This window comes from Alteromonas lipotrueae (assembly GCF_019249255.1).
GTDB classification, from domain to species: Bacteria; Pseudomonadota; Gammaproteobacteria; order Enterobacterales; family Alteromonadaceae; genus Alteromonas; species Alteromonas lipotrueae.
The window spans coordinates 1-14,163 of record NZ_JAESDJ010000008.1; the positions used below are offsets into that span (position 1 = coordinate 1).

Consider the following 14,163-nt stretch of genomic DNA (forward strand, 5'->3'; position numbering starts at 1 on the left):
ATGGTAATACCACGAGCTTTTTCTTCAGGCGCGTTATCGATTTGATCGAAAGCCTGAGCTGAACCACCGTATGTCTTTGAAAGAACAGTAGTGATAGCTGCAGTAAGGGTTGTTTTACCGTGGTCAACGTGGCCGATTGTACCCACGTTTACATGGGGTTTCGTACGTTCAAACTTTTCTTTTGCCATTTTTCTCGTTTCCTAAGTTAAAAGTCCGACCCAAACATAGACCGGACCGAACCTTCATTTAGATTAAATTCTAGATTCAATAATAGCCTGCGCCACATTGTTCGGCGCCTCAGAATAATTGAAGAACTCCATAGAGTATGATGCGCGACCCTGCGTTTGAGAACGCAAGTCGGTAGCATACCCGAACATTTCTGAAAGCGGCACCTTAGCACGTATTATTTTAATACCTGCTACGCCTTCTTCCATACCTTCGATCATGCCGCGACGACGATTTAGGTCACCAACCACATCACCCATCCAGTCTTCTGGAGTAGTTACTTCAACTTTCATCATGGGTTCAAGCAACACCGGATTTGCTTCTGCGGCACCTTTTTTGAAACCCATAGAGCCGGCGATCTTAAACGCCATTTCAGAAGAGTCAACATCATGGTACGAACCGTCGAACAAAGTTACCTTTACATCTAGTACCGGATACCCTGCTACAACACCACTTTGCAACTGCTCCTGAATTCCTTTATCAACCGCTGGTATGAACTCTTTTGGTACCACACCACCGACGATGTCATTTACAAATTCGTAGCCTGCGCCTTCTTCTGCTTGTGGCTCAATACGAAGCCAAACATGACCAAATTGGCCACGGCCGCCAGACTGACGTACGAATTTACCTTCAACTTCTACTTTCTTGCGAATAGTCTCACGATAAGCAACCTGAGGTTTACCCACGTTACATTCAACTTTAAATTCGCGTTTCATACGATCAACAATGATATCAAGGTGAAGCTCACCCATACCAGAGATAATCGTTTGGCCCGACTCTTCATCAGTCTTAACCTTGAATGACGGGTCTTCAGCGGCTAGTTTACCTAACGCGAGTCCCATCTTTTCTTGGTCAGCCTGAGAGCGAGGCTCAACTGCGATAGAAATTACCGGGTCAGGAAATTCCATACGCTCTAGTGTAATGACATTATTCGGATCGCAAAGCGTATCACCTGTGGTCACATCTTTAAGACCAATGGCCGCGGCGATATCGCCTGCACGAACTTCTTTAATTTCTTCACGGTCTTTAGCGTGCATTTGAACGATACGTCCAAAACGCTCGCGTTTACCTTTCACTGGGTTGTATACCGTATCACCAGTATTAACAACGCCAGAGTAACAACGGAAGAAAGTTAGCGTTCCTACGAATGGGTCGGTAGCGATTTTAAATGCAAGGGCCGAGAATGGCTCGCTGTCGTCTGCATGACGCTCAGCTTCAGTTTCATCTTTATCGTCTAAAACACCCGTAATAGCTTTTACTTCACTTGGTGACGGTAAGTATTCTACTACCGCGTCTAGTACTGCCTGAACACCTTTGTTTTTGAAGGCACTGCCACAGGTGGCAAGAACAATTTCGTTGTTCAGTGTACGGGTACGTAAACCAAGTCGGATTTCAGCTTCAGTTAGCTCTTCGCCTTCTAAATACTTATCCATTAGCTCGTCAGAGGCTTCAGCGGCTGCTTCAATCATCTCTGTACGATACTTTTCCGCGTTTTCTAAATATTGCGCTGGAATATCTTCATAGGTAAACGTCATACCCATGTCTGCGGCATTCCAGTTTATGGCTTTCATCTTAATAAGATCGATAACGCCATGGAATTCTTCTTCAGCGCCCATGTTCAATTGAATAGGAACACAGTTTGCGCCTAAGCGTTTACGGATTTGACCCACAACACGCTCAAAATCGGCGCCAGCTCGGTCCATCTTATTGATGAACACGAGACGTGGCACCTCATATTTGTCAGCCTGTCGCCAGACTGTCTCTGATTGAGGTTCAACCCCAGAAGACCCGCAAAAAACCACTACAGCCCCATCCAGTACCCGTAGTGAACGTTCTACCTCAATGGTAAAGTCCACGTGTCCTGGCGTGTCTATAATGTTTATGCGATGCTGATCGAACTGCTTTTCCATGCCTGACCAGAAACAAGTGGTTGCAGCAGACGTGATAGTAATACCACGCTCCTGCTCTTGTTCCATCCAGTCCATGGTTGCAGCACCATCATGCACTTCACCGATTTTATGAGACAACCCTGTATAAAACAGGACTCTCTCTGTGGTCGTGGTTTTACCCGCGTCCACATGAGCCACAATACCAATATTGCGGTAACGCTCAATCGAGGTCTTACGAGGCATACATCTCTCTCAGTTATATTACGTTTATTACCAACGGTAATGAGCAAACGCTTTGTTTGCTTCGGCCATACGGTGAACGTCTTCACGTTTCTTAACCGCAGAACCTTTATTTTCTGATGCATCAATCATTTCAGCAGCCAGGCGTTGAGCCATTGACTTCTCGCCACGTTTACGAGCAGCATCTACCAACCAACGCATACCTAGGGCATTACGACGAACTGGACGAACTTCTACTGGTACTTGATAAGTTGAACCACCTACACGACGAGATTTAACCTCTACAGTAGGACGGATGTTATCAAGTGCTTCTTCGAATACATCTAGGTGAGCTTTGCTGGTTTTTTCAGCAACAATATCGAGCGCACCGTAAACGATTTTTTCAGCGACTGACTTCTTGCCGTCAAGCATTACGACATTCATGAATTTTGCAAGCAGTTGTGAGCTAAATTTTGGCTCTGGTAGGATTTTACGTTGACCTACGACTCTTCTTCTTGGCATTTCTATTCTCCGTATGAATTCAGGAATTACCCAAAACTCTTAAACTTCAGTTTGGCCTTACTAACGGAGAACCGTTAAGACTTAGGCTTCTTCGCACCGTACTTAGAACGGGCTTGCTTACGATCGTTTACACCTGCGCAGTCTAATGTACCGCGAACTGTGTGATAACGAACACCTGGTAGATCTTTAACACGACCACCACGGATAAGTACTACACTGTGCTCTTGTAGGTTGTGACCTTCACCACCGATGTATGAAGAAACTTCAAAACCGTTAGTTAGACGTACACGACATACTTTACGTAGTGCAGAGTTTGGTTTCTTAGGCGTAGTAGTATATACACGAGTACATACACCGCGTCTTTGAGGACAAGCTTGCAATGCAGCTACGTTGCTTTTTTCAACGGGCTTTTTGCGCGGCTTGCGGACTAACTGGTTAACTGTTGCCATTAACTAGCTCCTGATTAAAAACTACAAAAACCCAATCACTCTGATTGGGTCCATTAAAGCGACTTTTCTAACGTCACTCATTTGATGTTAATACTGTGCTTGTCAGCATTAACTGAGCTCTGATACAAAAAACCGCGCCCATTTTCTTCTGCCTTTTAGAGGTCATCCAAAATCGGGTCGCGGAATATTAATGATCATAGCTCGGCGTGTCAAGCTGTACAAAGGTTAAGCAGCCATTTAACTGCAATCTGTCAGCTTAACATGCCAATTTGTTAGGAGTACGTTAACGTACTCCTACGATCATGCCTTATTCGGCTGAGTCGTCACCGGCGTTAAGTGCTTCGGTTAGTGCCTGTTCTGCATCAGCAGCAGAAACTGACATTTCTTCGATTTCTTCTTTACGACGTTGTGCACGACGTTCATGGTAAGCGAAACCTGTACCCGCTGGAATCAATCGACCCACGATTACGTTTTCTTTCAGACCGCGAAGGTCATCTTCTTTACCTTGAACTGCAGCTTCGGTAAGAACACGTGTTGTCTCTTGGAACGATGCAGCTGAGATGAATGACTCAGTAGATAGTGACGCCTTAGTGATACCAAGCAGTTGTGTTTCATACTGCGCTGGGATCTTACCGTGTTTTTCAACTTCACGGTTGGTCACTTTCACGTTAGACACTTCAACTTGTTCGCCTTCAAGGAACTGAGTATCACCTGAATGGGTAATAACGCACTTACGCAACATCTGACGAATAACAACTTCGATGTGCTTATCGTTAATTTTTACACCCTGTAGACGGTAAACTTCCTGAACTTCGTTCACGATGTAGTTTGCTACAGCAGAGATACCACGTAGACGCAAGATGTCATGCGGAGACTCAGGGCCATCTGCAATAACTTCACCGCGTTCCACTTTTTCACCTTCAAACACGTTAAGCTGACGCCATTTTGGAATCATCTCTTCGTATGCATCACCCTCTGGCGGCGTGATAACCAAACGTTTCTTACCTTTGGTTTCTTTACCGAAACCAATAGTACCTGAAACTTCAGCAAGGATAGCTGGCTCTTTAGGCTTACGTGCTTCAAACAAGTCGGCTACGCGAGGTAGACCACCCGTGATATCACGTGTCTTCGAGCTTTCTTGAGGTATACGTGCTAACACGTCACCTTCGTTAGCAACCTTACCTTCTTTCGCTTCGATAGTGGTAAAGCTTGGTAAGCGAATCTCTTGAAGACCGAACTCATCACTTTCTAGGATAAGTTTAGGTTCTTTAGAGTTACTCTTCGCAAGATCTTTAACTACGATACGCGTAAGACCAGTTAGTTCGTCTTGTTGCATCTCGGTGTTAGAGTCGTCGATGTCGGCGAAGCTAATCTTAGCTGCACGTTCAGTAACGATTGGGTGACTATGCGGATCCCAGTTAGCAACAACGTCGCCAGCTGCAATAGTTGCACCGTCATCCACGCTAAGTACAGCACCGTAAGGTACTTTATAGCGCTCTTTCTCACGACCTTGTTCATCGATAACAGTAAGTTCTGTTGAACGAGAAACAATAACCACTTTGCCGTCTGAGTTACGTACAGATTTTTCATTGTGTAGCTTAAGGCTACCCGCTGTTTTAACCTGAACGCTGTTCTCAGCAGAAGCTCGTGATGCCGCACCACCGATGTGGAACGTACGCATGGTAAGCTGTGTACCTGGTTCACCGATTGACTGTGCGGCAATAACACCCACAGACTCACCGCTTCCAACCATATGTCCGCGAGCAAGGTCACGACCATAACAGTTTGCACACACACCGAAGTCGTTATCACATGTGATAACCGAGCGTACTTGAATTTGGTCAACAGAGTTAGCTTCAAGCATGTCTACTAGCGCTTCGTCTAGTAACACATTACGCTCAACCAATACCTCTGTAGTACCTGGTTTAACAACATCTTCTGCAACTACACGACCTAGTACACGCTCACGAAGTGGTTCTACAACGTCACCACCTTCAATTAGCGGTGTCATCTGAACACCACCGAAGGTGCCACAGTCGTCGTTAGTAATAACCAAATCTTGTGCAACATCTACTAGACGACGAGTTAGATAACCCGAGTTCGCAGTCTTAAGTGCTGTATCGGCTAGACCTTTACGCGCACCGTGAGTAGAGATGAAGTACTGAAGTACGTTAAGACCTTCACGGAAGTTAGCCGTGATTGGCGTTTCGATGATTGAGCCATCTGGCTTAGCCATCAGACCACGCATACCCGCTAGCTGACGAATCTGAGCGGCACTACCACGAGCACCCGAGTCGGCCATCATATAAACAGAGTTAAATGAGGTTTGCTCTTCTTCTTCGCCATCGCGGTTAATTACGATGTCAGTCTTAAGGTTATCCATCATGGCCTTGGCAACTTTTTCGTTGGCATTTGACCAGATATCGATAACTTTGTTGTAGCGCTCACCAGCGGTTACAAGACCATTTTGGAACTGTTCCTGGATCTCGATAACTTCCGCTTCTGCAGCGTCGATAATATCTTTCTTCGCAGCTGGGATTACCATGTCATCGATACCAACAGATGCACCCGCAATCATTGCGTAGTGGAAACCGGTATACATGATTTGGTCAGCAGCGATTACTGTGTCTTTAAGACCCAGTGTACGGTAACAAGCGTTTAGCAAACGTGAAATCTGCTTTTTGCCCATTGCCTGGTTGATAATTTCAAACGGCAAACCTTTAGGTAGCATTAGTGAGAAAATCGCACGACCAACAGTAGTATCTGTTAGCGTTACTTTCTCAGTTTTCACGCCATCTTCGTCAATGTCGTATTCAGTGATACGTACTTTAACGCGTGAGTGAAGTTCTGCGTTACCTGTGCGGTATGCTTTTTCTGCTTCATTCGGGCTGGTAAATACCATTGCCTCGCCCAAACCGTTCACTTTGTCACGGGTTAGGTAATAAAGACCTAATACAACGTCCTGTGAAGGAACGATGATAGGTTCACCATTTGCAGGTGACAGAATGTTGTTGGTCGACATCATCAACGCACGTGCTTCAAGCTGAGCTTCAATAGTCAGCGGCACGTGTACAGCCATTTGGTCACCATCGAAATCGGCGTTGTAGGCCGCACATACTAGTGGGTGAAGCTGTATCGCTTTACCTTCGATAAGGGTTGGTTCAAATGCCTGGATACCCAAACGGTGAAGTGTTGGTGCACGGTTAAGCATAACAGGGTGTTCACGGATAACGTCATCGAGTACGTCCCATACCTCTGGTGCTTCACGTTCAACCAGCTTCTTCGCTGCTTTGATAGTTGTTGCTAAACCACGACCTTCAAGTTTTCCGTAGATAAACGGCTTGAATAACTCAAGTGCCATTTTCTTAGGAAGACCACATTGGTGAAGACGTAATGTAGGACCAACGGTAATTACAGAACGACCAGAGTAGTCAACACGCTTACCAAGTAAGTTCTGACGGAAACGACCTTGCTTACCTTTAATCATATCGGCAAGTGATTTAAGAGGACGTTTGTTAGAACCTGTGATAGCGCGGCCACGACGACCGTTATCTAGTAGTGCATCTACCGCTTCCTGAAGCATACGTTTTTCGTTACGTACGATAATGTCAGGCGCCGCAAGGTCTAGAAGACGCTTAAGACGGTTGTTACGGTTGATAACACGACGGTATAAATCGTTCAGGTCAGACGTTGCAAATCGACCACCATCCAGAGGTACCAACGGACGAAGATCCGGCGGAAGTACTGGAAGTACAGTCAAGATCATCCACTCTGGCTTGTTGCCAGACTGTTGGAATGATTCAAGCAACTTAAGACGCTTGGTGATTTTCTTACGCTTAGTTTCAGAGTTGATTGAAGGCAACTCTTCACGCATGGAAGCTACGTCAGCATCTACATCTAACACTTTTAAAAGGTCAAATACGGCTTCAGCACCCATTTTTGCGTCAAACTCGTCACCGTGCTCTTCAAGTGCATCCAAGTAATCTTCTTCGTTAAGAAGTTGGCTGCGCTCAAGGGTAGTCATACCCGGCTCGGTTACTACGTAAGATTCAAAATATAGTACACGTTCAATATCACGAAGTGTCATATCAAGCATTAAGCCGATACGAGACGGAAGTGATTTAAGGAACCAGATGTGTGCAACTGGGCTTGCCAGTTCAATGTGACCCATACGCTCACGACGTACTTTAGTTAGGGTTACTTCAACACCACATTTTTCACAGATAACACCACGGTGCTTCAGGCGCTTATACTTACCACAAAGACATTCGTAGTCTTTAACTGGTCCGAAAATACGCGCACAAAACAGGCCGTCACGTTCTGGTTTGAACGTACGGTAGTTAATTGTTTCTGGCTTCTTAACTTCACCAAAAGACCATGAACGAATCATGTCAGGTGAAGCAAGACCGATTCGAATATTATCGAATTCTTCAGTCTTGTTTTGTTGCTTTAGAAACTTTAATAAGTCTTTCACATTACTCTCCCAGCGGAGTCAGTCTCTAGAACCCGGCGCAAGCGCCGGGCCATCTCTTGTCATAACGTGGCGATTGCCGTGTTACTTCTCTTCCAACTCGATGTTAATACCCAACGAGCGGATTTCTTTAAGTAATACGTTGAATGATTCTGGCATGCCAGGTTCCATTCTGTGGTCACCATCGACGATGTTCTTGTACATCTTAGTACGGCCGTTAACATCATCCGACTTAACAGTAAGCATTTCCTGAAGGGTATATGCTGCACCGTAAGCTTCAAGGGCCCACACTTCCATCTCTCCGAAGCGCTGACCACCGAACTGAGCTTTACCACCCAGCGGCTGTTGTGTAACAAGGCTGTACGAACCAGTTGAACGAGCGTGCATTTTGTCGTCAACCAAGTGGTTCAGTTTCAGCATGTACATGTAACCAACCGTAACAGGACGCTCAAACTCGCGACCAGTACGACCGTCGAACAACGAAATCTGACCGCTTTCAGGAATGTCAGCTAACTTCAACATTTCCTTAATTTCAGATTCACGTGCACCGTCGAATACAGGTGTTGCAATTGGAACACCCTTACGTAGGTTGTTTGCAAGACGTGTAATTTCGTGGTCGGTGAAGTTATCGATGTCCACTTCTTGGTGATTTTCGCCAAGCTCATAAATTTCTTTTAAGAAATTACGAAGCTTTTGCATCTCTTCATGCTCTTTGAGCATGCGGTCGATTTTCACACCAAGACCGTGAGCAGCCATACCCATATGTGTTTCTAGGATCTGACCGATGTTCATCCGCGATGGTACACCTAGTGGGTTCAATACGATGTCTACCGGCGTACCGTTAGCATCATATGGCATGTCTTCCACAGGCTGAATCGTTGAAATTACACCTTTGTTACCGTGACGACCGGCCATCTTATCACCAGGCTGGATGTGACGCTTAACAGCTAGGTAAACCTTAACAATCTTAAGGACACCAGGTGCTAGGTCATCGCCTTGTGTGATCTTGCGACGCTTAGTTTCAAACTTCTTATCGAAGTCTTCTTTGATTTCTGCGTGCTGATCAGCAATTTGGTCGATCTCAAGCTGAACGTCTTCGTCGTTTAATGCAATTTCAAACCACTTCTCACGCGGTAGGCTGTCAAGCTTAGCTTGTTCAACACCAGAGCGTAGTAATGCGTTTTGTGCACGAGCAAAGATACCGTCTGCAAGAATTTCAAATTCGTCAGTAAGGTCTTTCTTAACCTGACGAAGTTGCATGTCTTCAATTTCAAGCGCACGTTTGTCTTTCTCTACGCCGTCACGGGTAAAGACTTGAACGTCGATAACCGTACCGTGAACAGAGTTAGGCACACGTAGTGACGTATCTTTTACGTCAGACGCTTTTTCACCGAAGATAGCTCTTAATAGTTTTTCTTCTGGCGTAAGCTGAGTTTCACCTTTAGGTGTTACTTTACCTACCAGAATGTCGCCGCCTTTCACTTCCGCACCAATGTAAACAACACCTGATTCATCAAGTTTGCTTAGTGCAGATTCGCCAACATTCGGAATATCAGAAGAAATCTCTTCTGGCCCAAGCTTAGTATCACGAGCAATACAGCTTAGTTCTTGAATGTGGATAGTGGTGAAACGGTCTTCCTGAGCTACACGCTCAGAGATAAGGATTGAATCCTCGAAGTTATAACCGTTCCAAGGCATGAACGCGATACGCATGTTCTGACCAAGCGCAAGATCGCCCAAGTCAGTAGATGGACCGTCAGCCAATACATCGCCAGCAACAATCGGGTCGCCTACACTACAAGTAGGGCGCTGATTGATACAGGTGTTCTGGTTTGAACGTGTGTATTTAGTCAGGTTGTAGATGTCGATACCTGCTTCACCAGGAAGCATTTCATCTTCTTCTACTTTAATAACGATACGGCTAGCGTCAACATAGTCAACTCTACCACCACGCTTAGCAACTACAGTAACACCTGAGTCAACAGCAATGGTTCTTTCCATACCGGTACCAACAAGCGGCTTATCAGCACGTAATGTAGGTACAGCCTGACGTTGCATGTTCGCACCCATCAATGCGCGGTTAGCATCATCGTGTTCTAGGAACGGAATGATACTCGCAGCGATTGAAACGATTTGCTGTGGAGAAACGTCCATGTACTTGATGTCTTCTTTCGGCATCAAGGTGGTTTCACCACGGTGACGACATGGAATAAGGTCGTCTACTAGCTCACCGTTTGCGGTTAAAACAATGTTTGCCTGTGCAATTGCGAATTGACCTTCTTCAATTGCAGACAAGTAATCGATTTCTTCACTTACCACACCATCAACAATGCGACGGAACGGCGTTTCAAGGAAACCAAAGTCATTGGTACGCGCGAAGCTTGCCAATGAGTTGATCAAACCGATGTTTGGACCTTCAGGGGTCTCGATAGGACACAGACGACCGTAGTGCGTAGGGTGTACGTCACGTACTTCGAAGCCTGCACGCTCACGCGTAAGACCACCCGGGCCTAATGCAGAAATACGACGCTTATGCGTTACTTCTGATAACGGGTTGTTTTGGTCCATGAACTGAGAGAGCTGTGATGAACCGAAGAACTCTTTAACTGCAGCCGAGATAGGCTTAGCGTTAATAAGGTCTTGCGGCATAATGCTATCAAGGTCGCCTAAGCTTAGACGCTCTTTAACAGCACGCTCAACACGTACTAAACCAACACGGAATTGGTTTTCAGCCATTTCACCCACAGAACGGATACGGCGGTTACCCAAGTGGTCGATATCGTCCACTTCGTCTTTACCGTCACGAATCTCGATAAGTTGCTTCATTACTGAAACAATATCGTCTTTATCTAGGGTGCCTGAACCAATCAATTCTTCACGGCCTAAACGGCGGTTGAACTTCATACGACCTACAGAAGATAGGTCATAACGCTCATCTGAGAAGAAAAGGTTTTGGAATAAGGTTTCTGCTGCGTCTTTTGTTGGTGGCTCACCAGGACGCATCATGCGGTAAATTTCAACAAGCGCTTCTAGGCGGTTTGTTGAAGAGTCGATACGCAATGTGTCAGAAATGTATGAGCCGTGGTCCAATTCATTAATGTAAAGCGTTTCGAACTCTTTAATACCAGCTTGGCTTAGTGCCGCTAAGTTCTCAAGCGTTAACTCTTCGTTAGCGCTAACGATAACTTCGCCAGTATCTTCATTTACGTACGTTGCCGCGAATACGCGACCAATTAGGTAATCTGCTGGAACTTCAAGTTCAGTTAAACCCGCTTTTTCAAGCGCACGAGTATGACGTGCAGATACACGACGACCAGTTTCAACGACAACATTACCTTCGCCATCAATGATATCAAATGCCGCTGTTTCGCCACGAAGACGATCTGGCACCACTTCCATCATTAACTTGTCTTTATCGATACGTACACTGACTTTCTCAAAGAACGTATCCAAGATTTCTTCTGACGTCATTTCAAGCGCGCGTAAGATGATAGTTGCTGGCAACTTACGACGACGGTCAATACGAACAAACAGGTTATCTTTAGGATCGAACTCGAAGTCTAGCCATGAACCACGGTAAGGAATTACACGTGCATTATAAAGCACTTTACCTGACGAGTGAGTTTTGCCTTTATCGTGATCGAAGAACACACCAGGTGAACGGTGTAGTTGTGACACGATAACACGCTCTGTACCATTGATAACGAACGTACCGTTCTGAGTCATCAATGGAATTTCGCCCATGTACACTTCTTGTTCTTTAATGTCTTTTACGGTACCTGGTGCAGCGTCTTTATCAAACAATACTAACCGTAGTTTTACTCTTAATGGAGCAGAGAATGTGACGCCACGAATTTGACATTCTTTAACGTCGAATACTGGCTCTCCCAAACGGTAGCTAACATATTGAAGCTCCGAGTTACCTGAGTAGCTTTTTATCGGAAAAACGGAACGAAATGCTGCTTCCAAGCCGTATTGAGCATCGGCGTCGATCTCAATAAACTTTTTGAAAGAATCAAGCTGAATTGAAAGAAGGTATGGAATTTCCAATACCTGTGGGCGTTTGCCAAAATCCTTACGGATACGTTTCTTTTCGCTATAAGAGTAAACCATGGGTTCCTCAGCCTGCTGATTTATGACCCAACCTGCTGCATTATGCATCGCGACGAGTGCTTCAAGCTATGAGCTTCGTGTTGAATTGCGCATAAGCAACAAACTTCCACAACCCTTTTTCGGGGCAATTCCACAGCATACAACAAAATTCAACCAATTATTAGTTAACTTGTTGGTTTTATGCTTTTATGTGTCATTTCCGAGGTGCGCATTTAGTAGTGTAGTCAAGGGTTAGAATCTACACACTGTACAGCGCAAAAAGGCTGGTGGTTTAAAAAACCACCAGCCTTGCCGTCTCAGGCAAATAATCTAAACAAATAGATTACTTAACTTCAACTTCAGCACCAGCTTCAGTTAGCTGTGCTTTAAGTTCTTCAGCTTCTTCTTTGCTTACGCCTTCTTTGATAGCTTTAGGAGCAGATTCAACTACTTCTTTAGCTTCTTTAAGACCTAGGCCAGTCGCTGCGCGAACTGCTTTGATTACTGCAACTTTGTTTGCGCCGAATGAAGTCATTACAACGTCAAACTCAGTCTTTTCTTCTACTGCTGCTGCTTCGCCCGCTGCTGGACCAGCTACAGCTACTGCTGCAGATGCGTCAACACCGAATTTTTCTTCAGCTGCTTCGATAAGCTCAACCAATTCCATAACTGGCATTTCAGCAATCGCGTTTAAGATATCTTCTTTAGTTAGAGCCATGTGGTCTAAACTCCTGGGTTTTTAAAATGTTAAAAAAATCAATATGCCAAAAACGGGAATTACTTCTCGTCTTTGATCGCCGCCAATACGCGCACAAACTTGGTAGGTACTTCGTTGATAGTACGAACGAATTTCCCAACCGGTGCTTTGAAGGTTGCAAGAAGTTTTGCAAGCGCTTCGTCGCGAGTAGGAAGTGAAGCAACTGCGTCCAATTTATCTGGACCAAGAAGACCACTACCAATAGATAGAGCGGTTACGTTCAACTTATCGTTTTGCTTCGCAAAGTCTTTGAAAAGACGTGCTGCACCACCAGGTGCCTCAACTGAGAAGCCGTAGATAAGAGGACCAGTAAGGGCGCTATCTAAGTCTGCAAATTTACTGTCTGCCAATGCACGCTTAGCTAGAGTGTTACGTATAACCTTAAGGTATACGCCTTGCTCACGAGCTTTTACGCGAAGGTCAGTCAGTTCTGCAACTTCCATCCCACGGTATTCAGCGACGGCAACGGATAGAGCGCGAGACGCAACTTCAGAAACTTCTGCTACGATCTCTTTTTTTGCTGCTAAACCTAGTGCCACTGAGTTCACCTCTTTGTATCTGACTTTGTATACAGTTACCTGTTTACGCCATCAGGGTTCACAGATTGATATCAACATAATTGATGATACCGCTCTACGGTGTTTGTTACCCCAGAGAGTCTGAGTCAAACCACCGTCTGCGCAGGTTGTTGTATTAAGCGATATGTTTAATGTGATAGTTCTCTTACCTCTATCACCACATCGCACCTGCGGTCTTGGACGGGAGTTGCCAATCAGCACTGCTGTATTGACGACTCCAACCCATTACCTTTACAGAGAAGCCGAGTTGCCTCGGCAGGCTATTAAAGACCTACTGAAGCTTTATCTAGAGATACGCCAGCGCCCATAGTGGTGCTTAGGCTGATCTTCTGGATATAAGTACCTTTAGCAGAAGAAGGCTTAGCTTTCTTCAATGCTTCTAGTAATGCTTCAAGGTTCTCTTGAATTTGGTTTGTTTCGAACGCAATCTTACCAATGCTAGCATGGATGATACCGTTCTTATCGTTACGGTAGCGAACCTGACCAGCTTTAGCGTTCTTAACAGCAGTAGCAACGTCTGGCGTTACTGTACCCGTTTTAGGGTTAGGCATTAGGCCACGTGGACCTAAGATTTGACCTAGTTGACCAACAACACGCATCGCGTCTGGGCTGGCAACAACAACGTCAAAGTTCATTTCGCCTTTCTTCACTTGCTCAGCAAGATCTTCCATACCAACGATGTCAGCACCAGCTTCTTTAGCGGCTTCAGCGTTAGCACCTTGTGTAAATACTGCAACGCGAACGTCTTTACCAGTACCGTTAGGTAGTACAGTAGCACCACGAACGTTTTGGTCAGATTTCTTAGCGTCGATACCAAGGTTTACTGCAACGTCAATGCTTTCAGCGAATTTAGCTGTCGCTAATTCTTTAAGCAAAGCAACTGCTTCGTTGATTTCGTATTCTTTAGTCGCGTCTGTTTTTTCGCGGATAATGCGAGCGCGTTTAGATAATTTAGCCATTC

Annotated in this window: 9 protein-coding genes; all 9 read right to left on the bottom strand. The window is 45.3% G+C overall.

The window, feature by feature from the left end:
* Window positions 1-188, bottom strand: a 188-nt coding sequence (locus KYS23_RS12220) for a GTP-binding protein (RefSeq protein ID WP_246604378.1), incomplete at its 3' end; no start/stop codon positions are given.
* A 63-nt stretch (window positions 189-251) separates the two neighbouring features.
* Window positions 252-2,357 carry an elongation factor G gene (gene fusA / locus KYS23_RS12225; protein WP_159533653.1) on the bottom strand — a complete coding sequence of 702 codons (2,106 nt, stop codon included), beginning with the start codon at window positions 2,355-2,357 and terminating at the stop codon, window positions 252-254.
* A gap of 27 nt (window positions 2,358-2,384) precedes the next feature.
* Window positions 2,385-2,855, bottom strand: a complete 471-nt coding sequence (gene rpsG, locus KYS23_RS12230; protein WP_013786325.1) for a 30S ribosomal protein S7 — start codon at window positions 2,853-2,855, stop codon at window positions 2,385-2,387.
* A 74-nt stretch (window positions 2,856-2,929) separates the two neighbouring features.
* Window positions 2,930-3,304, bottom strand: coding sequence for a 30S ribosomal protein S12 (rpsL, locus tag KYS23_RS12235; RefSeq protein ID WP_013786326.1), 375 nt, complete (start codon window positions 3,302-3,304; stop codon window positions 2,930-2,932).
* A gap of 307 nt (window positions 3,305-3,611) precedes the next feature.
* The gene (gene rpoC / locus KYS23_RS12240) at window positions 3,612-7,778 is read right to left on the bottom strand and encodes a DNA-directed RNA polymerase subunit beta' (RefSeq protein WP_013786327.1); all 4,167 of its coding nucleotides are present in this window, start codon (window positions 7,776-7,778) and stop codon (window positions 3,612-3,614) included.
* Window positions 7,779-7,859: 81 nt separating this feature from the next.
* Entirely contained in the window at window positions 7,860-11,888 is a 4,029-nt protein-coding gene (gene rpoB / locus KYS23_RS12245; protein WP_061093608.1) for a DNA-directed RNA polymerase subunit beta, read from the bottom strand.
* A gap of 322 nt (window positions 11,889-12,210) precedes the next feature.
* Complete coding sequence (rplL, locus tag KYS23_RS12250; protein ID WP_013786329.1) at window positions 12,211-12,585, bottom strand: 50S ribosomal protein L7/L12; 375 nt, start codon at window positions 12,583-12,585, stop codon at window positions 12,211-12,213.
* A 59-nt stretch (window positions 12,586-12,644) separates the two neighbouring features.
* On the bottom strand, window positions 12,645-13,163 hold the full coding sequence (gene rplJ / locus KYS23_RS12255) for a 50S ribosomal protein L10 (protein ID WP_013786330.1): 519 nt from the start codon (window positions 13,161-13,163) through the stop codon (window positions 12,645-12,647).
* Window positions 13,164-13,465: 302 nt separating this feature from the next.
* Window positions 13,466-14,161 (bottom strand): 50S ribosomal protein L1, encoded by a 696-nt coding sequence (gene rplA, locus KYS23_RS12260; RefSeq protein ID WP_159533657.1) that lies wholly within the window; start codon window positions 14,159-14,161, stop codon window positions 13,466-13,468.
* Window positions 14,162-14,163: the final 2 nt, after the last annotated feature.